This is a genomic window from Bacillus cereus group sp. Sample62, from assembly GCF_036851315.1.
GTDB classification, from domain to species: domain Bacteria; phylum Bacillota; class Bacilli; order Bacillales; family Bacillaceae_G; genus Bacillus_A; species Bacillus_A wiedmannii.
This window is the reverse complement of sequence record NZ_JAFLPK010000001.1, coordinates 2,563,070-2,586,092: the sequence shown is the minus strand read 5'-3', so window position 1 is coordinate 2,586,092 and position 23,023 is coordinate 2,563,070. Positions and strand designations below refer to the sequence as shown.

The following is a 23,023-nucleotide window of genomic DNA, read 5'->3' as shown; positions in this document are numbered from 1 at the left end:
CTAATTTGCTGCTAAGCGGAATTTCTTTTTTTTGCTGTTATAGTAGAAGGTGAATATTTAAGTTGGATACAGTTTGTCACTACTTATGACAATCGCAATTTAAGAAGTAGCATATATCATTAAATGAAAAGCCTGTTAATAAGTTTATACTTAATACAAAAACAAACAAACTCGTCCTATTTAAAGGAGAGTTTGTTTGTTTTTGTGTTTAGATAATGGAATACTCATGCTAAATTGCACACTATGTTCCATATTTTTTATAGAATACTTTATATTTAGCGTTTCAAGAATTTGTTTAACAATATATAGCCCCAAACCACTTCCGCCAGTATTTCGATTCCTTGATTTTTCAATTCGATAAAATGGTTTGAAAATTTGTTGTATATCTTCATCTTTAATATTGATACCTGTATTTGTAATTTGCATTTTAATTTGATCTTGTTTAGAATCCTTACTTAACTTTATATAGACTTTTTCATTATGTGGTGAATACATTACTGCATTATGGATAATATTTTTACATGCTTTTTCAAAAAGTAAATGATCTGTATAAACAGAAAGGTCAGAGTCAATTTCTTTTATTATTTGGATGCTTTTTTGAGAAGCGAAAAATTCGAGATCTTTTGTGATTGTACCTATTAACTTTGAAAAATTAACTTCTTCTATTCTTAGTTTAAAAGTGTGTTGTTCTAACTTTGACATACTTAAAATTTCACGAACTAATTGTTCCATACTTTCAATAATTTGATGATTTTTCTTTAAATATTGATCACGATTTTGATAAGGGCCAATATTGTATATCATCCCTTCTAAGTATCCTTTCATTACAGTAAGAGGGGACTTTAATTCATGTGCTACAATCGCAAAAAACTCTCTGCGTTTTGTTTCTATTTCTCTTTCTTTTTCAATATCATTTTTTAATTGTTCATTTGCTTTTTTTAAATCAAACATAGCTTGTTGTAAGTTAATAGACATGTCATTCAAACTATTAGATAATTCTCCTAACTCATCTGTAGAGCGAACCTCAATTTTTTCGGAGAAATCTAAATTTGCCATCTTTTGTGCACCCTCATTAATATAAATAAGTGGCTTTGTAATAAACCTGGAATAGAAATAAGCACTCCCTATACCAATTACGATCACAATGATACTAATATAGGGGAGAAAGCGCACTAATACTTGCGAAGCTTCATCAATCGGTTGAAATGTTGCGAACACTACAAGCGTTAAACTACCATCTTGGAATTGAATTGGTTCCGTAACATTATATGAATTGCTAATGGTACCTGCATTCTCAAATCGTGCTGCTTTAGTAACTACTGTTGTTTGTGTACCACTTTGAATAAAAGAAAATGAAGGCGAGTAAATAATTATTCCTTCTTTATTTTGAAGCGAAAGCATCGCGTTATTTTTTTTTGCGTATTCATCAAAAAGTGGTATCGCATCTTGAAACGTAAGATCTTTGGACTTATCAATTATTTCTTTTATCCCTGTTTGAAGTTGATCCGTTTTGTATTGCTCATAAAACGTAGGGAGAAAGAAATATAAAGTTAAATAAATCAATACTGCAAAGGATAACAAAATGAGAGATGTACTCATAAAGAGTTTATAAGTAATTTGCTTCATCTTCATGATTTTTACAATTCTATTCATCAATTTTATAACCAATACCCTTTATTGTTTTAATATAGGGGATAGCTAGTTTTTTTCGTAGGTTTTTAATATGTGTATCTATTATTCGTGTTTCTCCAAAATAATCGTATCCCCAAACTTTTTCTACGATATTTTCTCTTGTAAGTACTTTTCTCTCATTTTGAAATAGTAGTTGTAGAATTTCGAACTCTTTTGTCGTTAACAAAATTTCAACATCATTTACATATACTCTATATGCATCAACATCAATGCGCACTTCTTTAAATACCAAATGATTATTTACATTTTTATCATAACTTCTTCTAAGTACAGCTTCGACTCGTCTAATCAAAACATGAAACGAAAAGGGTTTTGTAATATAATCATCAATCCCAAGATCGAATCCTTTCATTTGATCTTCCTCTTCTTCTAACGCAGTTAGCATAATAATTGGTATGTTTGACTGACTTCGAATCATTTTAGCAACTTCAAATCCATTAAGATTGGGCATCATTACATCTAGAAGAACTAAATCAAAGGATTGCTTATTAAATTGTGTCATACCCTCTAGTCCATCTGAAGCAACTACCACTGTATACTGTTGTGTCATTAAAAATTGTTTAATTAATTCCTGAATTTCTTGATCGTCCTCAACCACGAGGATATGATAGTTTTTCATAATATCACCTCTGGTAGTCATTATAGCCGTACTATCTGTAGTTTATGTGGAGATATAGTAGGAAACTTCATAGGACGTTTAACTCCATTTTCAAGATTGTGTATTCTCCATAAAAAAGTATTATTACCCATATTCCTTTTTATGGAGGAATATTTGTGTGCTTGAAAAAACTTATTATATAAAAAGCTGAACGATTAATATTCACAAAAAATAATGTATAATAATGTAAATTGTATGTAGTTTTTTTAACTGTTTGAAAATATACTTTCGATACTTTACTAGAAGGGGAAAGGGAGATGAATTTAAATATAAAAGAAGCCAGCGAAATTCTAGAGCGTACACCACAAACTTTTTAGTTTTTTTGCTAATTTAGTAAAGGCCTAAGGTGCGAAAAAGGGATTATTTAAATCACGTGAGAAAGGTTGTGAAATTATTTGATGGGTTATAAAGCGATGCTGTTTGATTTAGATGATACGTTACTTGATAGGGATAAGGCAGTAGATAAATTGTTTTTATTAGTTTTAGAAAAGTGTTATGAGGGTGTTAGTGATACAGTCAAAAACAATATGTTACAGAAATTCAAAGAATATGATAAAAGAGAATATGGCATTAGTGATAAAACGATAGTTTTAGAATCATTATTTAATGAATTCGCGCCGAAATATAGATTCCCACACAATTATATCCAAGATTTTTGGAATGAAAATTTCCCTAAATGTTTTTCAATAGACCGAAATACTATTCATTTCTTAAACCATATAAAGAGGCACTTTAAAGTTGGAATTATTACAAATGGCTTAACGCAGAGGCAAAAGGCTAAAATAATTAATACGAATTTAAACAATTACTTTGATACAATCATTATTTCTGAAGAAGTAGGACTTAGTAAACCTGATAAACGTATATTCGAACTAGCATTAAATAAGCTAAATGCACAGCCGGAAAATACCTTATTTGTTGGGGATGACTTAGAAAAGGATATTGCTGGTCCTCAAAATGCAAATATAAAAGGTGTGTGGTTTAACCCTCAGAAAATCAAGAACACAACAGAAATACAACCGTATGCCGAGATTCATACTTTGGATAGTTTGTTAAGTTATGTTACACCACAATATTTTTTTAACAAGTAAAACCAATCTCGATATTTAATAATTTCATTGACCGTATTAGGACTATTAAATAATTTATATTTAAAATAACAAGAGGCTACTTTGTTCGCTGTATCTAATTTGAACTACGATTAATATGAAGAGCTGCAATACAAATTTACTCACACTGTGTAAGTAATAAAGGGGTGGGACTATGGAAATAAAGAAATTAGTTATCGATGGAATAAATATTGCGGTCATAAAAAATGATAAAGTACTAATATCCGATGTTCAAACGGCATTGGATTTTATGGCAACAGTTCAATATGAAGTAGATGCGAAACATATTATTATCGACAAATCATGTATAAGCGAAAGCTTCTTTGACTTAAAAACACGGCTTGCAGGTGATATTCTTCAAAAGTTTATAAACTACAAGGTAAAGATTGCTATCATTGGAGATTTCTCTATGTATACGAGTAAAAGCTTAAAGGATTTTATTTATGAATGTAATAAAGGTAAAGACATTTTTTACTTAGCAACTGAACAACAAGCAATTGAAAAACTAAGTACATTAAAGCAATAATACCTCAGTAAAATATCCCTCTTTTTCACGTCACATGTTATCTACAGCATATAAGAACTGATGTTTGTGATAAACTAAGTGGTGAATAAAGGGGGAATTTTCTTGAACAATTTAAATGATACAATCCGAAATTTAAACAATTTAGTTTACAAACCTAACAATTTAATGATTACGAATTTAAAAGAAGAAAAGCAAAATGCAGAATATGTAGGATGTTTATTTCACTTAAATAACAAGACAATCCGTTTTAGAGTATCAAAAATTACGCCTAATAAAATTGGTCAATTTGTTTCTTTTTGGGAGAAAGATGACAATATGCAAAATCAAGCATTTTCTTATGACGCTGCTCCCGACTTATTAGTTATCACTTGTATAGATGAAAATAAATTAGGACAATTTATTTTCTCTAAAGAAACTCTACTTGAAGAAAAAATATTGAAAACGCAAAGTCAAAAAGGAAAGATGGCTATGAGGATTTATCCGCTTTGGGATACTCCTGTTAGCAACCAAGCTAAAAAGAGCCAAATGTGGCAACTTCAATATTTTGTTGATTTAAGCGATCCTAATAATTTACCTATAGACAAACTATTAACTTTGTATTCGTAGCTTTTAGTTTTTTATGTGAATTTGTTGCCGTATCCCAAAGTATGATGTCTTTTATTTGAATTCTCATATTCAGTTATCTTATGAATTATTTTTTTGTACCGGTACAGTTAAACGAAATGTACATTGTTTCAGTACCCCATCAAAATTACAATCAGCATATACTATTTTAACTTATAACTTATTTAGGGGTGCTGAATATGACAAGATTACAAGATCAGCTTTTTACAAGATTGAACCTTGAAAAACGTACTGAAGTGAAGTTTGAAGAATTAAATACAATTCTCTTTGCATTTGCACACACTATACCATTTGAGAATTTAGATGTTATAGCACGTAATGCGAATACAATTACTATGGAAAATTTACAGAATAAAATTTTAACTACATCCCGCGGCGGACTTTGTTATGAATTAAATACTCTTTTTTACTACTTTTTAAAAGATTGTGGTTATGATGTACAACTTGCCCTTGGAACCGTATATAAAAATGATATAAACGCATGGGCACTTGAGGATGGGCATATAACGATTATTTTAAATTATGCTAACGAACGATACTTAATTGATGTAGGTATCGCTTCATTAGTACCATTAATCCCTGTATCTTTTACTGGAGAATCTGTTTCCTCTAAAAATGGTTCGTATCGAGTGAGACGAAAAGATACGAGTAAAGGAAATTACGTTCTAGAAAGAAAAGATACGAATGGAGAGTGGAAAGTTTGTCATGCTTTTTATAATCGCATCATTGATGAGGCAGTTGTGAGCGATGTTCAAAAAAGAGTAATAGAAGATGAGAAATCTATTTTCAATAAAGGACCAATTGCAGTTAAATTGACGGACTCTGGCCATGTCTCTTTGACAAATAAGAGTTTAACTGAAATAATTCACGGGGAAAAAATGAAACGAGTAATTACAGAAGATCAATATAGAGAGCTATTAAATACTTTATTTGCTATTGAGTTGAGATGAATAGCTAGCCGGTTCTTATGTAGAATCGGCTATTTTATTCATTTGTGATTTAAAAGCTTTTTTCAAATATGCTTTTCGTATGTATAAAATTTAAGTTGGAGGTGCTGCAATGAGTCACAACAGGTTAGTATATATGCTAGTAATAGCAATATTTTTATTGTTTAGTGGCTGCACAAAAGATAAAAAACAAACTAATCATTCTTCCGAGATTTTATTAGATAGCACTAACTTCAAATCTACTATAGAAAATACATTAAATCGAGATAAATTACCTTTTGCCAAAACTGGAGGAATTAATTTAGGAATATATAATCTAAACGGAGAAATTGAGAAAGATTTTAACTTTAATATAGAAGAACATCAAAGTCTTAAAAAATTTATTTCTTTAGGAAACCTAATTAAAACTGAAAGAGTTTATAAGTTGTTTCTACTTGTTGATTATAAACAAAGTAAATTTAAAGTTGATGATAGAGAGTTAGCAAAAGACTTCACCTTTCAAGTAGGTGCGGGAGAAGCAGTGGAAATCCCGATAGAAATTCCACCATTACCAAAAGGGTTGCACGATATAACTTTTGTTATTGCTAAATTCCCAGATAAAAAGATATTGGATGAAGAGTTCAGGAAACAAACTGATGCCTCAAATCTTCTGTTTGCAAGATTTAGTACAGTAGTAGGTGGGGATGAAACTGTAAATAATCAAGTTAAATTTAATAGTTACGGAGAAAAGAAGACAGAGGATATTTTAGATGGTGTTTTTATTGCTAAAGAGAATAATTACAAGAGATGGTTAACTCAAGAAGTAACTAACAATAAAAATTTGATTTTCTATACGAAGGTCGGCAATAATAGTAATTCAAGAAAACAATATGCATTAATACAATTCTTTGATTGGGAGCAAATGAAATTTATAGATAATAAAGATGTATTATTTTATGATTTAGAACCAAATACAGTTTATACTGTAAAGTCTCAAATTGCTATAAACAAAGACAAAGGAGTGTATGATCTAACGCCTATTTTAATACATAATCCTTTTCAAAAAGTAACCGTATACAATCAACAAATAGATACAGCAATTCGGGTCGGAGTAAATGTAGAAGATTAATAAATAGAGATACGGTTTTAAATAGAGGAAAACACAGTGATATATTGACTGGGCTTAAAATTGAGTCTAGTCTCTTTTTTATGTATAGAAAAATAATAAAGAAATACTAGAAGCTAATGAAATGACATTTTTATTTTAAAACAACTATTAAAGTTTGATTTTCTTAATAGATATAATACACTAGAACAGTATGAAAAAGTATAAACAATGAATTTTGAATGTAAAGGAAGATTTATATGTCAGTTATCGATAAATTGAAACTTAATAAGTATACGAATATGGCTGTTATTAATGAACCAAGTGATTACGAAGTTTTTACAGGAAAAGAAACTGTATTTTCAAAAGAACACGATGCCATTTTTATTTTTGTAGAAACACTTGATGAAATGGTGAAACATACGAATTATATTATTAGTAATGAAGAATTACTAATTGAAAAAGGTTATATATATTTCGCATATCCGAAAAAAGGAAATTCTCGCTATAGTACGTTTATTCATCGTGATGAGATGTTCCCAGCATTAAACGTTGGAGAAGATGGATATGTGGGAGAAAGCGATATTAAATTTGCGCGAATGGTAAGTATGGATGATGTCTTTACTGTAGTGGGTTTAAAGCGTGAGAAGAAAAAAGCGACGAAAACGCCTACGATGAGCCAATGTGTAGCTGATTATGCAGATCGAATTCAAGATGTTGAAGCTTTATTAGCTAATCATCCAAATGAACTTAAGTTTTATCAAAGTTTAACACCTGGATATAAAAAAGATTGGGCACGTAATCTGTTTTCTGTAAAACAAGAAAAAACACGTGAAAAACGTCTTGAGAAAATGATTGAAATTCTTTCACAAGGATATAAAACAATTGAATTATTCCGTAAGAAGAAAAAATAATGGTTAGGAAAGTCACAATGATGCAACAATTAATTACGCTTAGTACATTGAAAAAAGGATTCCTTTCAGTATACTAAAGTATGTTCTTATATTTAAATAATCAGCAAAAGAGAAAAGGTGTTTGAAATGAAATCGTATATTGTAGTTGGAGCTGGAATTTTAGGAGCGTCTACTGCTTATCATCTTGCTAAAGCAGGTGCGAACGTTACTATCGTGGATCGCCAACAATTAGGTCAAGCAACTGATGCAGCAGCAGGTATTGTCTGTCCTTGGCTTTCACAGCGTCGTAATAAAGCGTGGTATAAAATCGTTAAAGGCGGTGCACGTTACTATTCTTCGTTAATTCAACAATTAGAAGAAGACGGTGAAACAGATACAGGTTACAACCGTGTAGGTGCAATTAGTTTACATACTGACGAGAAAAAACTAGATCAAATGGAAGAGCGAGCTTATAAACGACGTGAAGATGCACCAGAGATTGGAGAAATTACGCGTTTATCAGCTGAAGAAACGAAAAAATTATTCCCAGCATTATCAGAAGAATACAGTTCTGTTCATATTAGTGGCGCTGCACGAGTAAATGGAAGATCATTACGTAACGCATTAATAAGTGCTGCGAAAAAACATGGTGCTACTTTTATAAAAGGAGATGCTGTATTAGTTCGTGAAGGTAATCGTATTACTGGAGTTACAGTAAACGACGAAACAATTTTAGCAGAAAAGGTCATTGTAACTGCAGGCGCATGGGCGAATGAAATCTTGAATCCGTTAGGAATTAATTTCTTAGTTACATTCCAAAAAGGACAAATTGTTCATTTGCAAATTGAAAATACAGCAACAGAAAATATGCCAGTTGTTATGCCACCAAACGATCAATACATTTTAACATTTGACAATGGTCACGTCGTAATTGGTGCAACACATGAGAATGATACTGGTTTCGATCACCGTGTAACAGCAGGTGGTTTACATGAAGTATTCCATAAAGCATTAACAGTTGCACCTAGTTTAGAAGATAGTACTATGCTTGAAACGAGAGTTGGATTTAGACCATTTACTCCAGGGTTCTTACCTGTTATTGGGCCACTACCTAACTTCGAAGGTATTCTCGTTGCGAACGGATTAGGCGCTTCGGGTTTAACTGCCGGCCCATATTTAGGATCAGAATTAGCTAAACTAGCACTTGGCCAAACAATAGAATTAGGTTTAAACGATTATGACGTTGCGGGCGCAATTGAATAATAAAAAAGATTAGGATTCGCTCCTAATCTTTTTTATTTATAGCTAATTCTTTAACTGCTTTGATAACCTTTTGTTTAATTCCCACAACGCTGTTTTGTTACTATCCCATTTCAACAGCATTACTGCTTCCTCAAAGCATAACCATTTATAATTGCAGTGTTCTTTGGATAATAAAATGTCTTTTGTAGGGACTTTAACTCCAAAAGAAAATTCTTTTATTACATAAACATCTTCTCCCCAAAGAAATTTCCCAACTACATCCTCTACAGGTAGTGAAGACACAGAATCTAATTTTATATAGGGAAATTCTCTTAAAATACCAGCCTCTTCAAACGCTTCTCGTTTTGCTGATTCAATAGGAGACTCACCATCTTCTCCACCACCAGCTATTCCTTGCCAATAACCATAATCACTTCGGTTAAAAATAGCATATTGAATAGAATCATCAGTTATTATATAAGGAAATATCAATACTTGATATGGTGCTCTCATTGTATAACCTCTTTCCGAAAAAAAGCTTTAAATAAACATGAATAATTATTAATTATTATATGGAGTGGGTGTTCTTTTGAATAAAAACACAACTGATAAAATAAAGATTACAGCCTTCAAACTACCCCAATACGGATAAACAGTAAGATTTGTTAAACTAGCATATTGAAAGATATTCTCTAAACCGAAAATCCCTATAATGACCGCCAAAAGAAATGCAGCTGATCCATATGTTCCATTACGATAGAGGGTAAATAAGTATATTGCACATATAAGTGGTACGATGATTTGTAGTAAGATTGCCATGGATTGTTCCCCTAATTTATATTTTATACTTATATCATATCGAAAAATGTAATAAAAAGGAATGTAAGTTAATTGATGCTAAATAGAAAACAGACTTGTACGAATAGGGATATTACGCTTTTAGGTCTATAGTTTTGATACTAATTGAACTACTCTAATCATATTCTTCTATTAAAAAGACTAAAAAGGAGTGTATAGTTCATTGACAAACGTTAAGGTTCGTTTATGGCCCATCGTTCATAACTTAAATTTACCAACTGTAATAAAAACAGCTATACTTCCAGGTGAATCGACCGAAAGGCTATTTATCGTAACTCAATTAGGAGAGGTTTTTTACATAGGAGACGGAGCTGTAAAGACATTTTTAAATATTCGTCACCGAATTATTAAATTAGGCACATTTGAAGAAGGTGTTTCTAGTAGCGGGTATGATGAACGCGGATTGCTCGGATTAGCGTTTCATCCGCAATTTAATCATAATGGCTTATTTTATCTTCATTATTCAATGGCCGGGACTCAAGGATCAGGTGCACTGTCAGAACAATTTAAACCGAATCCATGTGACCCGAAAACTTTAAGCTTAAAGTGGACAAAGTAAATCCTTTTACTACAGGTTTATTAGGTATAGCGCTAGGAGTATCTTTTATGCAATTCAAGAGGAGGATTTGGATTGTTTCCTTTTCAGCAATATGTCTAATTATAGGTATTATGATTGTACTTGATGTCTTTCGATTCCCTGTATTAGGTCCTACTGTTCTTACAACTTTAGATATAAAAGTTATTTTATCGATATTTATACTGAGCTTTCTATATTGTTGGATCTATGCAGGCCTTTGTAGAATAATGTTGAATAGAGTATATAAAGTATGGTCTTAACAATTTATTATATATTTTCAAAGATTGGAGATTTAAGTCGTGTATAACGTTAAAATAAGAAGGCCAAATTCGGATGATTTAGATGAACTCAATTTGTTTTTTCGTCTTGTTATTACTCATACATTTAAAAATGAAGGGTTATCACAATTATTAGATGATATAGAAAATGAAATACATACGAAAAAACAGTATTTGAAAAATGATTTAGAGAGTAATGGAGAAAATCGTTACTTTTTATTAGCAATTGATACAAGTTACGATAAAATCATTGGAACAATTGAAATCGGTCCAGCGAGTACATTGATTCATAGTTGTACAGGTGGTGTACTTAAAGATTTATATGAAATAGGAACAGTATTTGTTCTACCTGAATATCAACGAAATGGCATAAGTAAGTTATTACTTAATGCAATGTATATTACGTTACTTAGCAGAGGAATAACAGAATACTGTTTAGATAGTGGATACAAAAAAGCACAAAGTATATGGACGAAGAAGTTTGGAGAGCCTAGTTATGTATTGAAGGATTATTGGGGAGAATCAAGTGATCATATGATTTGGAAGAAGAGTTTACATGATACTCCTATAATATTTGAATTATAAAATGAAATATGCCTCTGAACGTAGCTTTTCTTACATATGTATGCTATTATTTATCTTTATAATAAAAGAGGACGTGAATGAACTTGATTAAAATTAATATTCCTGAAGCTGATGTTTCAATTACTGAACGTAAACAAGTTATTAAAGGAGACGAGCCAATCATTACTCCAATTAATGGTTTTATCGATTTCCACTTGTTCCCTAGAGATAAAGGCGGCATTTTTATGTTTTACAATATTAATGACGAACTTCTTTTCGTAGGTAAAGCTCGTAAAATTAGACAACGTATTAAGAAGCATTTTGAAGACAATGTTTCACCAATTAAAAATCACCGTGATGAAGTATACCGTATTGATGCATGTATCGTAGAAGATCCAACAGAAAGAGAAATTTACGAAACTTACATTATTAATGAATATAAAGCAAAATATAACGTTGATAAAGTGTTCTATAAATAAGTAACAAAAAAAACAATCCTAGCACATATACTAGGATTGTTTTTTTGTATTTCATTCCTCATTTCTTTCTCCTTTTTTAAAAAAGTTAGCTGCAATTAAACAGAAAACCCCTATAAATAAAATAATAATTCCAAGCGTTTTATGTTTTCCTTCAAAGAAAGGAATATCTGAAATAACATTTGTCATACACAATCCTAAAAACACAAGGATAGGTCCTACCCACAGTAATACATTGCCGAATTTCGTATGTTGCCACATAGTAACCCTCCTGACCCCTTTTTACATATATATCCATGGAATGAAAGTAAATTCATAGAGAAATATAGTTTTTTTCATATCGAAAATTTAACCTTCATATATTGGTACAAGCAAATGAGAAAGGGGACCATCATGAATTGGTTAGAAGCTTTTATATTAGGGATCATACAAGGTTTAACAGAGTTTTTGCCGATAAGTAGTACAGGGCATCTTTATTTAGGGAGGCATTTGTTTCAATTAGATGAAGCAGGATTGTTTTTAGATACGATGCTGCATATCGGGACTTTGCTTGCAGTGTTTATTTATTACAAAAAAGAATTTATATACTTAATTAAAAATCCATTTTCAAAGCTCATGTTATTGCTTATTGTTGGGACGATACCAGCAGTTGTAATCGGATTGTTATTTAAAGACTTCTTTGAAGATATTTCGAAAACAGGTATTACGATTGGTTGGGAGTTTTTAGTGACAGGATTCTTTCTCTACATGGCCGATAAACAAAAGAATGGTCGTAAAAAAATGGATGACATTACATATAAAGATGCATTAATTATCGGTTCATTTCAAGCGACTGCTATTTTCCCAGCAATTTCTCGTTCTGGTATGACAATCGTCGCTGCATTATGGAGGAAGTTAGACCGCGAAACTGCTGCTTACTTTTCTTTCTTGTTATCAACTCCAGCTATTGTCGGAGCTATCATTTTGCAATTAGCAGATGTTTATCAAGGAAAATCAGAATCTATTTCTAGTACATCTTTAATCGTCGGCACATTATCAGCAGCGTTTTTTGGTTACATAGCCGTTTCATGGATGATTCAATATTTAAAACGTCACTCCTTAAAAGTATTCGCTTATTACGTATGGGGATTAGGCATTTTAATTTTAACGTTGCAATTTACGAATGTGTTTTAATGTAGTAACTATTCGTTTAGATCTTGTTTCATTCATACAAGGCAGGGTCTTTTTTCATTAAGGGGGAAAATATGTTTAATAAGGCTATCGTTATCGGCGGAAGTATAGCAGGAAAACTCGCAGCAAAAGCATTATCATCTACTTTTAAAGAAGTACTCATTATAGAAGCTGGTGAAAGATGGGATGGAAAAGCTTCGAGAAAAAGAGTTCCACAAAGTAATCATCCTCATGTGTTATTAAAAGGTGGAGAAAAAGCGATTGAGGAATTGTTTCCTACTATCACTAATGAATTAATTGAAGCGGGTAGTATCGTAAATAACTTTACTCGTGATTTAAAATGGCATCAATTTGGTTTATGGAAACAACAATTCATAGGAGAAGTACATATGATTCAACAAAGTAGGCTTTTGCTTGAATGGCATATTCAAAAACGAATACATCAAATTTCAAATATCGCCACTAAATTCGGAACATTAGTTGAAGGGTTATTAGTAGATGGGAAGTTTAACAAAGTATATGGAGTAAAAGCTAAATGTTTAGAGACTGGCACGCAAGAAGAAATTCAAGCAGATATCGTAGTTGATGCAAGTGGATTTGGTTCAAAAAGTATAGGGTGGTTACGTGAATACAATATCGAAGTGCAAGAAGAGAAAGTGCGTATTGATTTATTTTACGCAACTAGAATGTTTAAACTTAAAGAAAATGAGAAATTAGACTGCTGTGATATGCTAATGTCCCCTAGTTTTCCTGAAAATCCGTACGGTGTTCTTATTCAATCAATTGAGGATAATCGTTATTTTGTTACTTTCAGCGGATATGCAAATGAGAAAGCACCACAAACAGATGATGAATTTTATAACTTTGCTGAAAACCTATCAATCTCCAATGTTACAGACTTTCTAAACAAAGCTGAGGCAATTTCAGATATCAAAACGTACAAAATTCCTTATCAAGTACGTCGGCGATTTGATTTAGTGAAGGATCTACCCGAAAGATTGTTAGTAGTTGGGGATGCACATTGTCGTTTCGATCCTGTTTTCGGTCAAGGTGTTTCAGTTGCTGCTATGGAAGCTCACCAATTACAGTTACTTTTACAAAGAAGACAAAAACTTGATAAAGCATTTACTCAGCAGTTTTATAAAAGGACTGCTCATATCATACAAACTCCTTGGGAAATGACTACAACGGAAATATCGCGTCATCCTCAGCTAAAAAGAGAATTATCGATAAAGCAAAAATTCCAGCTATGGTATACGAAACAAATATATCAACTATCTGCAACTGATTCTGACGTTTATATTCGATTAGTAAGAGTGATGAATTTAATTCGCAGTCCATTACACCTATTTCATCCGAAAGTACTACTTGCTGTGTTACTGAAGCGAAAGAACTAGAAGGAAAATAGTTGATTAAAAAAGAATATATAACAGTTAGTAGATATAGAAGGAGTAAACGAGATGAAAATATACATAGAACCATTAAAGAAACACGATGCTAAAGATTTATTTACGTTTGAACTTACGAATAAATCTTTTTTTGAAACAATGGTACCAAATCGTGGCTCGCAATATTTCGATTTTGAATATTTTCAAAAACTACTAGGCGATTTATTAATAGAACAAGCGGATGGAGATTCTTATTTTTATTTAATTCGTAATGAAGAAAAAGAAATTGTAGGACGAATAAATTTAGTAGATATAGATACGGAAAACCGAAGCAGTTCGTTAGGGTATCGAGTCGGAGAAAAGTTTACTAAAAAAGGAGTTGCAACAGCAGCTGTAAAATTAGTGTTAGACGTAGCGAAAAATAATGAAATTAATGAAGTTCTTGCTAAAACAACTACTAATAATCTCGCATCACAAATTGTACTAGAAAAAAGCGGATTTTCTTCTTATCAAAACGAAGCAGATACAAATTCTATAGAATTAAACGGGGAGCATGTGAAGTTTGTACATTATATATGGAGAAATATTTCGCGCTTATAATAAGGGGGACTTATACATGAATGATTTACGTTATCCAATTGGGCAATTTACATACAAACGTCCTATAACTGAAGAAATGATTGATACATGGATTCAAGAAATTGAAGATTTACCTAATGAACTAGCAAAAGCAATTAAAGATTTAGATCAGAAGCAGTTAGACACGCCGTATCGAGTTGGTGGATGGACGGTTCGTCAAGTAGTTCATCACGTTGTTGATAGCCATATGAATAGCTACATACGCTTTAAATTAGCATTAACAGAAAAGAATCCAACTATTAAACCATATAAAGAAGAGAAGTGGGCCGAACTACCTGATTCTAAATTACCAGTAGATGTTTCACTAGTAATGTTAGAGTCATTACATAAAAGATGGGTTAACCTTTTATATTCTCTAGAACTTGAAGATTTAGAAAAGACATTTAATCATCCAGATACTGGTGAAACAAAACTTGCTGCTGCAATAGGACTATATGCATGGCACGGGCGCCATCATACAGCTCATATAACTTCATTAAGAAAGCGACTAAATTGGTAACATGGAGATTACATTAGAGAAAGCGACAGAAAATGATGCGAAAGTTTTATTTCAAATGCAAATAGACTCATTTAGCCCTTTATTAAATAAATATAAAGACTATGAAACAAATCCAGCAAATGAATCTATTGAAAAAACTATTTTAAGAATAAATAATCCTGGCAGTAATTTTTATAAAATGATAATAGATTCGAAACTTGTTGGAGCGATTTGTATATCCCAAAAAGAAATACCTTATAAATTTTGGATCAGTCCAATGTTTATTCATCCAAACTATCAAGGGAAAGGAATCGCTCAGAAGGTACTTATTTTAATTGAAGAGATGTTTCCAGAAACACGGAGCTTTGAACTTGCTACGATTTTAGAAGAAGAAAGAAATTGTTTTCTATACGAAAAGATGGGGTATAAAAGAACAGAAGTAATAAAGAAATTAAATGATAAAACTACACTTATTTATTACAAAAAAGAAAGGTAAAGCATTTGAAATACGCTTTACCTTTTTATGTTATTTTAGATTAAATATACAAAAACAATGCATATTCTTCCAAAATATTCGGGTTAGTAATTTCTATAATGAATAAACATACGGAAAGGCGTTATTTCGTCGTATATGTTACTAACGCTTTTTGAATGCTTAAAACACTATCGTCACCTTTAAATTCCTTCGTAATTGGCGTACTCAAACTAGATACCCAAATTTTAAGCTCAGCATCTAAATCAAAATGCCCAGCTGTTTCAATGCTAAATTGTGTAATACTTTTATAAGGAATAGAATGATACTCTGTTTTTTTACCTGATATTCCTTGTTTATCTACTAAAATAAGACGACGATTTGTAAATACGATTAAATCACGAATTAATTTATAAGCATGTTCAACTTTCTCATCGTCTAACATAATCTTCTCTAAATCACGTTCTACACTTTCTGTACTCGCATTTGATGCATTTCCTAAAATACCGCTAAATAAACCCATAGGAAATTCCTCCTCCGTTATTTGTGGATTGTGTTACTTATATTGTACCATGCTATTTACTAAGAAATTATGACATTACTTTAGTAGTTTCTGGTTATTATTGCAATTCATTTATATAACCTCGTCTTAAAATCTTGTGCTAATATGTAAGTAAGAAAAAAGAAGCAGAGGGATATAGCATGAAAAATATAGGTTTAGTATTAGAGGGCGGAGGAATGAAAGGTCTATATACTGCAGGAGTACTCGAATATTTTATGGAAAAGAACTTATTCTTTCCGTATGTAGTTGGCGTATCCGCTGGTGCATGTATGGGCGCAACTTATTTATCACGTCAAAAAGGAAGGAATAAAAAAGTAAATACAGAGCTAGTGTCAGATCACCGATATATATCTTATCGAAATTTGATTCGAAAACGTGAATTATTTGGAATGGACTTTTTATTTGATGAAGTCCCTAATAAAGTTGTTCCATTTGATTTTCAAACTTTCTTAAACTCAAGTGAACAGTTTGTCATAGGAACGACTGATTGCGATTCGGGAAAAGCAGTTTATTACAATAAAATAGAACATGGAAATGATATTCTAAAAATTATTCGTGCATCAAGCTCTGTCCCATTCATAGCGCCTGCTGTAGAATATGATAATCGAAAATTGTTAGATGGAGGGATTATAGATCCTATACCGGTTCTAAAAGCACAAACTGATGGTTATCAAAAGAACGTTGTCATTATGACAAAGCCAGAAGGATATGAGAAGCAGCGAAATAAATTTTCAGGATTGGCTAAAATTTTATATAGAAAATATCCGAATATCGCAGCGTCTTTAGTAGAACATTATCGTTTTTATAATGAGACGATATCTTATATGAATCATATAGAACAAAAAGACAATTTTTATGTGATTCAGCCTAGCGTACAGCTTCCTATAAGCGGAATAGAAAGAAATAAAGAAAAACTCGTCAATCTATATAATCTCGGCTATACAGATGCTCAATATCATTATGAAAAATTATTAAATTGGATAGAGAAATAAAGAGGTGGGAAGTTGCTATAAGGTAAAAAGGTTATTTTTAATGAATTGCAGAAAATGCATAGTCCGCTGCATAAACCGTTTCCGTATCGTGCTACAGGAAAATTGCAACGAGACTTAAAAAGTAAATTTACATATGATGATTGTATAAATGCTGATTTAAATTATTATTGGATGCATACAGCAGCAACTTTAAATTCTGTACTAAATTATATTACTGAATAAAAATAAAAACGTACAAGTTATGTTGCTTGTGCGTTTTTTGTTCATAAAAAAGACAATGTTTATAACTTGTTTATATAGGGATTTTAATGTGCAGAAAGAAGTACATATAGAATGATGTAAGGGAGAGAGAGATGTTTAGTGGGCGTTTTCCTTTAATTCATTGTCTAACTCGAATATAGTTATTTATGTTAAAATATTTCGAGTGAAATCAAGTACTTATTTTATTAAACAAAATAAGTGAGAAGGGACAACATTAACATGGAAAACGTATCAAATATAGATAAATTGGAATCAATAAAATCTTTACAATCGACCTTGAAAATGCACTATCACAAATGACTCAAAAAGGTGCAAATACTACATTAGTAAAAAAACGACTTAAAGCAGTTTGTGTAGGGTTAGCAGTACTAGAAAACGTTTGGAATCAAGAAAGTCACCAGTATAGTCAAGAAGAGTTAGCAGCAGCTCGTAATGTCCTTGCTGGTTTGCTTCCATCAATAGAGAGGGCCTATGATAAGGCTAAAGCTGGAAGTCCCCAAAGAACACTTTTAACAAGACGGATAAAAGCGTTGGAACTTTCTATTCAGGCAATTGATAAACCTTCTAATAAATAACTCATCTAAATACATAACATACTAATCCTAAATTTTATAAAAGCAATCTAGTGAAAAGAAATACAAAGGAGGCAGATGGGTGACTTCAATAATTAGTCCTAAGTTAGAGGAACTGAATAATCAATTAAAAAATGGAAACGAGAAAGCTTTTTATACTTTTTTGCATGAAATAAAGTCAAATCATACGCCACTAATAGAACAATGTCCTGTAGATAATCAGTATAAGCTTATAACGTATATATGGTTAGAAGACCAAAAAACTGAAAATGTTTATGTATTCGGTAGTTTTCCTGGTTGGGATCTGTCTGTAAATCAATTAAAACGATTGTTACAGACAGATATTTGGCATGTTACGTTTAGGACGAATCAGAGTTTTATTTCAACTTATTATTTTACAGAAAATGATTTTTTCGAAAATGATTGGATAAAGCGTAGTGAACAGTATCGACTAGACCCATTTAATGAAAATACATTTGGAGAAGGTGCCAATAAAGCATCTGTGTTAAAAATAGATATGGAAGTACAGTATAGCAGTCGTTTTCCTTCAAATCATTATCCATCTGGGAGAATTGAAACATATTCTTTTCATAGTTCGGTTTTAAATAACACACGTAACATTCATATTTATACGCCTCATGATTATTCTCACACTTCACATCTTCAAGAACTTCTCATTGTATTTGATGGAAATTCATTCATTAATGACCTTTCAATCGCAAAAACACTTAATTATTTAATTTACGAAAAAGAAATCCCATCTTGTATTGCTGTTGCTATAGAACCAGTTGATCGGCTAGAAGAACTAACTTATAACGATAAAATGAATACATTTTTAACAGATGAATTACTTCCGTGGATTCAGACTAAATATCACGTATATCAAGAAGCAAAACATACAACAATCGCTGGTTTCAGCCTTGGTGGCCTAGCAGCTTTTTATGCAGCTCTTCAAAATCCACACATTTTCGGGAACGTGTTGTCAATGTCTGGATCCGTACATTGGAAAAAGGATGGTTATGAAAATAAAATTCCTTGGACTGAAAATCAAATTTCATCTATAGATTCTAATGCGACTCAACCTCATTTTTACATGGCTGTAGGAGAACTTGAAAACAAACCTCTTTTAACGGCTAATAGACGCCTGTATAAAGCTTTAAAAGAAAAAGGATACCCAAATACTTATGAAGAGTTTCAAGGCGGTCATGACGGTATTTGGTGGCGAGAAAAGTTATTTGATGGGTTGAAAGCATTAAAACATACAAAAACCACACTATAAAATAAAAAGGAGAGAGAATCTATGAATCAAGATGAGCTAGATAAAAAACTAAAAAAGCAAGAGATATTAGTAAAAGATGAGAAGGTATGGTCCTTTACGTATGAGGATCATATTAGTTCTATCGTTAAAGAAGCAGAAAAGAAAGGGTCTTTTGATAATTTACCCGGTAAAGGGAAGCCTCTTAATCTTGATAATGATCTTTCTTACAATCCTGAAAAGCAACTGTATAGAACGCTAAAGAATAATAATGTTTTACCTAGGTGGATTGAGCTTTCAAAAGAAATTGATGATTTAAAAGAGAGACTAAAAGAAAATACAAATACTGCAGAAGCAGCTGATTTAATTCAAACTATTAATAAAAAGGTATTAGAACATAATCTACTTTGTCCACCAAGTGCGCAAAAAACGAGGATGAAAACGGACTTTTAACAATTTTCAATGAAGCTATCTCTTGCTATATAATTAAGTAAGGCATTTTCAATTCATTATGAAAGGGAGGCAAATGTAATGAAGAATACGTATCAACTTCAAATTCCGAAAGAACTAGAGCAGTATCGTAGTATTTTAGAAGAAAGTGTGAAACCGTATATTAAAGTGTCTGGAGTGAAAGCAGAGACAACTCTTTTTGAGAGTAAATTTGGTGGTTATCCGTATTTACCTATAAATCAAGAGCATCCTAAAGATTCAAATGGACAACCTATGATGTTACTTGCGCAGTTAAACTTTGAAGAAATGCCGCATGTTGAATATATGCCTCAAAAGGGAATGTTACAGTTTTTCGTAAGTGCTGATGATGAGCTTTTCGGAGCAGATTTTGATCATCCAACAAGCCAAAAAGACTTTCGTATTATTTATCATTCTACAATTTTAGAAGATTTAAATAAGGTTATTACTGATTTTAGTTATTTAAATACTTTAGAATTAGAGGACTTTATCATACCCGAAGCAGCGAAACTAAAGTTTGAATTAGGTTATCAACCCATAACATCAAGAGATTATCGATTTGAAAAGATTTTTAGCGATAACATTGATTGGGAAGAAATTGTTGATGAAGAAAATAATACAGAATTAGGCGAACTGTATGATGATTTATGTAAAGATCAAGGGCATAAAATTGGTGGTTATCCATTTTTCACACAGACAGATCCAAGGGAATGGGAAGAAAAATACGAGCAACATGACATGTTATTGTTGCAAATTGATACAGATGATTCATTAAATATTATGTGGGGAGATTCTGGTGTTGCTAATTTCTTTATAAAGAAAGACGATTTATTAAATCTAGATTTTTCCAATGTTATTTACAATTGGGATTGTTATTAAAAATATATAAATGAAATACTAGCAAGCTAAAAAATCTTCCTAAAGGTGAGGGAGATTTTTTTATGTTAAAAATAAAACGTTATGTTAACTAGAATGACGAACAATAAGTGTAATGAAAGTCAAGTGTAAATAACAAAAATAACAGCAAATAATGTAAAGTTGTAAAACGTGTGCAAATAGCAATAAATTCATTAAGTAAAACATAAAATAAAATTACTAATTTATATTTTGTATAGAAATAATTTTTCTGTATAAAAATTTCTTGTCGATCAAAAATGTTTATGATTCGTTAAATCTTAATGGATTATTGATTAGAATTTGCTGTGATAGATTTATAACAAAAAGATTGATAAAAACTGTAGAAATTCGTTTAGATACGATTTTATGTAAATCTCACTAAAAATCTCTGTTTCGTCTCATTAAGTATAGTTTACTTGGTTTTTGATACCTGAGATTGCTTTGTTTCTTTAACTGCCTATAATATATATTATGTTAACTAGTAAAAAGTAATAAACTTATTATAGGTTAGTACTATTGATTATCCTCCCCTTTTTCTTTTAAATCATTCTGTGTGATGCATTGTTTAGTTATTTGTTTTTTTGTTATTTTATAAGTTGTTGATGATAATGTCTCCAGATATAAATTATATTTAAGACAATAAAAAACGCAATTCGTTTTAAATGAACGCATTAAACGAATTGCATGGATAGATTAATAATAAGTTTTAAAAATTAGTTTGCTACAGCAATTGCTTCAATTTCAATTAAAAAGTTATCGTTAATTAACTTTTTAACTTCTACAGCTGAACTTGCTGGTGGATTTTTACCAAGATGAAGCATTACAAGTAAGTATTGAAGGTTTGTTACACTTATTTTTAAAGTTGGATAATTATCACCTGACGAAATCATTTTTGCCTCATAAGATGTTTGAAGTATTTTCTCTGAAGTATAATTGGCAAACATTATAAAGTCCCTCCTTCTTTAGTAAAATAATTGTGAAATCTATGTATTTGCTATGTTCTATATATAAAAATAAGAATCCTTTAATAATTTCAACTTAAAAACCTTAGTATGGCTATGTTAATACCTATACTAAGGTCATCTAGAATTTTATATTTAGTTATTGGTAGTTGGATTTATAAAATTAATCCGTTCATACTCTGTTTTAAATTGATTATCATTTTTTAACCAACGTTTAAAAGTTGATTCGCTTATTTCTAAATTAGAACAAGCTGCAGCATTACATTTATTTTTCATATATTCTTTAAGGAAATTTTGTTTTCTTTGTTTAACGGCATTTTGAGTTTGTTTTAGTTTTCGATCTTGCAATTGATCTATACTTAGACCTTCTTTCTGAAATACTTCATATTTTCTATGCAAATAAATATCTTTGTCTTTATAAATCCAATTTGAAAATAGTTGTATTGATTTTCTCCCGGTTAAAATGACGCGATAATGTTTATTTTGATTTAGTAAATCGGTTGGTAAATTGTGATTTTGTAGTATTTGATGTAAAGAATTCATAAAGTTATATGATCCACCTACAAAACTAACTGTATAAGTTTCATAATTGGCGTAACTATCCCCATCAAAATACCCACGAACAAAATGGTGTAAATATTCTTCTGGCACGAATGGGAATTCGATGTTAAATGATTTACATGGCATGATTCCGTGTATGTTCATAAGGTCGTCTTTTATTGTTTTGCTATTAATATTTAGCATATATACGTCTGTTTTTTTGTTTTGGTAAAGTGGCTGGTTTGTTTTTAGTTCTTTTTTTATGTCTTCTAAAATGTAACTTTCTTTTTGTGATATACTGACGCATTGATTTTCTTTTTGTATGACACCATCTGCTGCTATAAATCCTAATATATAAGCCATATTATTTGACCACATTTTAAAATAATCTTCTGTTATGTCATACTTTCTCTTCCAACTCCCTATAGCGCGCCTTGGAACGTTATTGTCTGTTAAAACCATACGAATATACCTAGCAGACACATTAGCGAGTTTAGCGATTTCTGAGGTACTCCTCCCATCTGCATAAAGCTGCGTTATTTCAGATTTTGATAGTTTACATTTTGATTTCTTTTTTCTCTCTATTTGCACTTACGTCCTCTCCTTCCTTTTAATAATTAGAGACCTATCTTCTTCTATAACATATAACGAAACGTATGTTCTTTGTTGCTTATAAGAAGAAATTTACTAAATTTAAATAATTTACATTTACTTCATATTCGTTTTATCTGCTGCTGTTTGATTTACATTTTATATATAAGAATAATGAATTTGACGAATTTATGAAATGTAATGCATTTAAGATGAAAGGTAATATAATTTCGTTTAAACTACAAATA

24 protein-coding genes and 6 pseudogenes are annotated in these 23,023 nt (G+C 31.1%); 22 read left to right on the top strand and 8 right to left on the bottom strand.

Features of this window, described 5'->3' with window-relative positions; all coding sequences use genetic code 11:
• Window positions 1-180: 180 nt before the first annotated feature.
• Both J0835_RS13055 and J0835_RS13050 read right to left on the bottom strand, forming a co-directional pair.
• Window positions 181-1,653 carry a sensor histidine kinase gene (locus J0835_RS13055; RefSeq protein WP_087980598.1) on the bottom strand — a complete coding sequence of 491 codons (1,473 nt, stop codon included), beginning with the start codon at window positions 1,651-1,653 and terminating at the stop codon, window positions 181-183.
• Complete coding sequence (locus J0835_RS13050) at window positions 1,646-2,311, bottom strand: response regulator transcription factor (protein WP_060486774.1); 666 nt, start codon at window positions 2,309-2,311, stop codon at window positions 1,646-1,648. The genes J0835_RS13055 and J0835_RS13050 overlap by 8 nt, the downstream gene beginning before the upstream one ends.
• 437 nt (window positions 2,312-2,748) lie before the next feature.
• On the opposite strand from J0835_RS13050, the gene J0835_RS13045 reads away from it, so the two are divergent.
• The 7 genes from J0835_RS13045 (at window position 2,749) to J0835_RS13015 (ending at window position 8,796) form a co-directional block, all read left to right on the top strand.
• Window positions 2,749-3,441 (top strand): HAD-IA family hydrolase, encoded by a 693-nt coding sequence (locus J0835_RS13045; protein ID WP_140386796.1) that lies wholly within the window; start codon window positions 2,749-2,751, stop codon window positions 3,439-3,441.
• Between the two features lie 172 nt (window positions 3,442-3,613).
• Complete coding sequence (locus J0835_RS13040; RefSeq protein WP_087980596.1) at window positions 3,614-3,985, top strand: DUF4180 domain-containing protein; 372 nt, start codon at window positions 3,614-3,616, stop codon at window positions 3,983-3,985.
• A 102-nt stretch (window positions 3,986-4,087) separates the two neighbouring features.
• Window positions 4,088-4,591, top strand: coding sequence for a MepB family protein (locus tag J0835_RS13035; RefSeq protein WP_140386773.1), 504 nt, complete (start codon window positions 4,088-4,090; stop codon window positions 4,589-4,591).
• 197 nt (window positions 4,592-4,788) lie between these two features.
• Entirely contained in the window at window positions 4,789-5,559 is a 771-nt protein-coding gene (locus tag J0835_RS13030) for an arylamine N-acetyltransferase family protein (RefSeq protein ID WP_087980595.1), read from the top strand.
• Window positions 5,560-5,668: 109 nt separating this feature from the next.
• The gene (locus tag J0835_RS13025; protein ID WP_087980594.1) at window positions 5,669-6,664 is read left to right on the top strand and encodes a hypothetical protein; all 996 of its coding nucleotides are present in this window, start codon (window positions 5,669-5,671) and stop codon (window positions 6,662-6,664) included.
• 236 nt (window positions 6,665-6,900) lie between these two features.
• Complete coding sequence (locus J0835_RS13020; protein WP_087980593.1) at window positions 6,901-7,554, top strand: YdeI/OmpD-associated family protein; 654 nt, start codon at window positions 6,901-6,903, stop codon at window positions 7,552-7,554.
• 126 nt (window positions 7,555-7,680) lie between these two features.
• A complete protein-coding gene (locus J0835_RS13015; protein ID WP_087980592.1) occupies window positions 7,681-8,796 on the top strand; it encodes an NAD(P)/FAD-dependent oxidoreductase in 1,116 nt (371 codons plus the stop codon).
• A 42-nt stretch (window positions 8,797-8,838) separates the two neighbouring features.
• Here the strand turns inward: J0835_RS13015 and J0835_RS13010 are convergent, their stop codons facing one another.
• Together J0835_RS13010 and J0835_RS13005 are read right to left on the bottom strand one after the other, a co-directional pair.
• Window positions 8,839-9,288, bottom strand: a complete 450-nt coding sequence (locus J0835_RS13010) for an NUDIX hydrolase (RefSeq protein ID WP_087980591.1) — start codon at window positions 9,286-9,288, stop codon at window positions 8,839-8,841.
• 48 nt (window positions 9,289-9,336) lie between these two features.
• Window positions 9,337-9,594 carry a hypothetical protein gene (locus tag J0835_RS13005; protein ID WP_087980590.1) on the bottom strand — a complete coding sequence of 86 codons (258 nt, stop codon included), beginning with the start codon at window positions 9,592-9,594 and terminating at the stop codon, window positions 9,337-9,339.
• 202 nt (window positions 9,595-9,796) lie between these two features.
• Here J0835_RS13005 and J0835_RS13000 point away from each other — a divergent pair.
• From J0835_RS13000 to J0835_RS12985, 4 genes and pseudogenes are all read left to right on the top strand, one after another.
• Window positions 9,797-10,183, top strand: a pseudogene (locus tag J0835_RS13000) (PQQ-dependent sugar dehydrogenase); the annotation flags it as partial.
• A gap of 5 nt (window positions 10,184-10,188) precedes the next feature.
• A pseudogene (locus J0835_RS12995) lies at window positions 10,189-10,470 on the top strand (hypothetical protein); the annotation flags it as partial.
• Window positions 10,471-10,509: 39 nt separating this feature from the next.
• Entirely contained in the window at window positions 10,510-11,073 is a 564-nt protein-coding gene (locus tag J0835_RS12990; protein ID WP_087980589.1) for a GNAT family N-acetyltransferase, read from the top strand.
• 77 nt (window positions 11,074-11,150) lie between these two features.
• Window positions 11,151-11,531: a nucleotide excision repair endonuclease gene (locus tag J0835_RS12985; protein WP_001048941.1), complete on the top strand. Its 381-nt coding sequence runs from the start codon at window positions 11,151-11,153 to the stop codon at window positions 11,529-11,531.
• A 51-nt stretch (window positions 11,532-11,582) separates the two neighbouring features.
• Here the strand turns inward: J0835_RS12985 and J0835_RS12980 are convergent, their stop codons facing one another.
• Complete coding sequence (locus tag J0835_RS12980; protein ID WP_087980588.1) at window positions 11,583-11,789, bottom strand: hypothetical protein; 207 nt, start codon at window positions 11,787-11,789, stop codon at window positions 11,583-11,585.
• Between the two features lie 132 nt (window positions 11,790-11,921).
• Between J0835_RS12980 and J0835_RS12975 the strand changes: the two genes are divergently transcribed.
• From J0835_RS12975 to J0835_RS12955, 5 genes and pseudogenes are all read left to right on the top strand, one after another.
• Window positions 11,922-12,701 (top strand): undecaprenyl-diphosphate phosphatase, encoded by a 780-nt coding sequence (locus J0835_RS12975; protein WP_087980587.1) that lies wholly within the window; start codon window positions 11,922-11,924, stop codon window positions 12,699-12,701.
• Window positions 12,702-12,772: 71 nt separating this feature from the next.
• On the top strand, window positions 12,773-14,095 hold the full coding sequence (locus J0835_RS12970) for an FAD-dependent oxidoreductase (RefSeq protein ID WP_087980586.1): 1,323 nt from the start codon (window positions 12,773-12,775) through the stop codon (window positions 14,093-14,095).
• A 63-nt stretch (window positions 14,096-14,158) separates the two neighbouring features.
• Window positions 14,159-14,686, top strand: a complete 528-nt coding sequence (locus J0835_RS12965) for a GNAT family N-acetyltransferase (RefSeq protein WP_087980585.1) — start codon at window positions 14,159-14,161, stop codon at window positions 14,684-14,686.
• 16 nt (window positions 14,687-14,702) lie between these two features.
• The gene (locus J0835_RS12960) at window positions 14,703-15,224 is read left to right on the top strand and encodes a YfiT family bacillithiol transferase (RefSeq protein ID WP_087980584.1); all 522 of its coding nucleotides are present in this window, start codon (window positions 14,703-14,705) and stop codon (window positions 15,222-15,224) included.
• A 1-nt stretch (window position 15,225) separates the two neighbouring features.
• Window positions 15,226-15,699: pseudogene (locus J0835_RS12955) on the top strand (GNAT family N-acetyltransferase); the annotation flags it as partial.
• Between the two features lie 121 nt (window positions 15,700-15,820).
• On the opposite strand, the gene J0835_RS12950 reads toward J0835_RS12955, so the two are convergent.
• Window positions 15,821-16,198: a PH domain-containing protein gene (locus J0835_RS12950; RefSeq protein WP_000522465.1), complete on the bottom strand. Its 378-nt coding sequence runs from the start codon at window positions 16,196-16,198 to the stop codon at window positions 15,821-15,823.
• A 179-nt stretch (window positions 16,199-16,377) separates the two neighbouring features.
• Here J0835_RS12950 and J0835_RS12945 point away from each other — a divergent pair, with 179 nt between their 5' ends.
• From J0835_RS12945 to J0835_RS12920, 6 genes and pseudogenes are all read left to right on the top strand, one after another.
• The gene (locus tag J0835_RS12945; protein WP_087980582.1) at window positions 16,378-17,229 is read left to right on the top strand and encodes a patatin-like phospholipase family protein; all 852 of its coding nucleotides are present in this window, start codon (window positions 16,378-16,380) and stop codon (window positions 17,227-17,229) included.
• 54 nt (window positions 17,230-17,283) lie between these two features.
• Window positions 17,284-17,436: pseudogene (locus tag J0835_RS29205) on the top strand (YxiJ family protein); the annotation flags it as partial.
• A 273-nt stretch (window positions 17,437-17,709) separates the two neighbouring features.
• Window positions 17,710-18,065, top strand: a pseudogene (locus tag J0835_RS12935) (hypothetical protein).
• Between the two features lie 79 nt (window positions 18,066-18,144).
• Window positions 18,145-19,341 carry an alpha/beta hydrolase-fold protein gene (locus J0835_RS12930; RefSeq protein ID WP_140386772.1) on the top strand — a complete coding sequence of 399 codons (1,197 nt, stop codon included), beginning with the start codon at window positions 18,145-18,147 and terminating at the stop codon, window positions 19,339-19,341.
• 21 nt (window positions 19,342-19,362) lie between these two features.
• Window positions 19,363-19,770, top strand: coding sequence for a J-domain-containing protein (locus tag J0835_RS12925; RefSeq protein WP_140386771.1), 408 nt, complete (start codon window positions 19,363-19,365; stop codon window positions 19,768-19,770).
• A 78-nt stretch (window positions 19,771-19,848) separates the two neighbouring features.
• Complete coding sequence (locus J0835_RS12920) at window positions 19,849-20,664, top strand: YwqG family protein (RefSeq protein ID WP_087980581.1); 816 nt, start codon at window positions 19,849-19,851, stop codon at window positions 20,662-20,664.
• Between the two features lie 731 nt (window positions 20,665-21,395).
• Here the strand turns inward: J0835_RS12920 and J0835_RS12915 are convergent.
• Together J0835_RS12915 and J0835_RS12910 are read right to left on the bottom strand one after the other, a co-directional pair.
• Window positions 21,396-21,488: pseudogene (locus tag J0835_RS12915) on the bottom strand (RidA family protein); the annotation flags it as partial.
• A 291-nt stretch (window positions 21,489-21,779) separates the two neighbouring features.
• Window positions 21,780-22,775, bottom strand: coding sequence for an LAGLIDADG family homing endonuclease (locus J0835_RS12910; RefSeq protein WP_087980579.1), 996 nt, complete (start codon window positions 22,773-22,775; stop codon window positions 21,780-21,782).
• Window positions 22,776-23,023 lie beyond the last annotated feature (248 nt).

Excerpts from the sequence above, each read along its gene's own strand:
- J0835_RS13005 (WP_087980590.1), bottom strand. The coding sequence starts at position 9,594 with ATGGCAATCTTACTACAAATCATCGTACCACTTATATGTGCAATATAC.
- J0835_RS13050 (WP_060486774.1), bottom strand. The coding sequence starts at position 2,311 with ATGAAAAACTATCATATCCTCGTGGTTGAGGACGATCAAGAAATTCAG.
- J0835_RS12925 (WP_140386771.1), top strand. The coding sequence starts at position 19,363 with ATGAATCAAGATGAGCTAGATAAAAAACTAAAAAAGCAAGAGATATTA.
- J0835_RS13010 (WP_087980591.1), bottom strand. The coding sequence starts at position 9,288 with ATGAGAGCACCATATCAAGTATTGATATTTCCTTATATAATAACTGAT.
- J0835_RS12965 (WP_087980585.1), top strand. The coding sequence starts at position 14,159 with ATGAAAATATACATAGAACCATTAAAGAAACACGATGCTAAAGATTTA.
- J0835_RS12950 (WP_000522465.1), bottom strand. The coding sequence starts at position 16,198 with ATGGGTTTATTTAGCGGTATTTTAGGAAATGCATCAAATGCGAGTACA.
- J0835_RS13015 (WP_087980592.1), top strand. The coding sequence starts at position 7,681 with ATGAAATCGTATATTGTAGTTGGAGCTGGAATTTTAGGAGCGTCTACT.
- J0835_RS12980 (WP_087980588.1), bottom strand. The coding sequence starts at position 11,789 with ATGTGGCAACATACGAAATTCGGCAATGTATTACTGTGGGTAGGACCT.
- J0835_RS12945 (WP_087980582.1), top strand. The coding sequence starts at position 16,378 with ATGAAAAATATAGGTTTAGTATTAGAGGGCGGAGGAATGAAAGGTCTA.
- J0835_RS12960 (WP_087980584.1), top strand. The coding sequence starts at position 14,703 with ATGAATGATTTACGTTATCCAATTGGGCAATTTACATACAAACGTCCT.
- J0835_RS12985 (WP_001048941.1), top strand. The coding sequence starts at position 11,151 with ATGAACTTGATTAAAATTAATATTCCTGAAGCTGATGTTTCAATTACT.
- J0835_RS12970 (WP_087980586.1), top strand. The coding sequence starts at position 12,773 with ATGTTTAATAAGGCTATCGTTATCGGCGGAAGTATAGCAGGAAAACTC.
- J0835_RS13040 (WP_087980596.1), top strand. The coding sequence starts at position 3,614 with ATGGAAATAAAGAAATTAGTTATCGATGGAATAAATATTGCGGTCATA.
- J0835_RS13045 (WP_140386796.1), top strand. The coding sequence starts at position 2,749 with ATGGGTTATAAAGCGATGCTGTTTGATTTAGATGATACGTTACTTGAT.
- J0835_RS12975 (WP_087980587.1), top strand. The coding sequence starts at position 11,922 with ATGAATTGGTTAGAAGCTTTTATATTAGGGATCATACAAGGTTTAACA.
- J0835_RS12920 (WP_087980581.1), top strand. The coding sequence starts at position 19,849 with ATGAAGAATACGTATCAACTTCAAATTCCGAAAGAACTAGAGCAGTAT.
- J0835_RS13025 (WP_087980594.1), top strand. The coding sequence starts at position 5,669 with ATGAGTCACAACAGGTTAGTATATATGCTAGTAATAGCAATATTTTTA.
- J0835_RS13030 (WP_087980595.1), top strand. The coding sequence starts at position 4,789 with ATGACAAGATTACAAGATCAGCTTTTTACAAGATTGAACCTTGAAAAA.
- J0835_RS13020 (WP_087980593.1), top strand. The coding sequence starts at position 6,901 with ATGTCAGTTATCGATAAATTGAAACTTAATAAGTATACGAATATGGCT.
- J0835_RS13055 (WP_087980598.1), bottom strand. The coding sequence starts at position 1,653 with ATGAATAGAATTGTAAAAATCATGAAGATGAAGCAAATTACTTATAAA.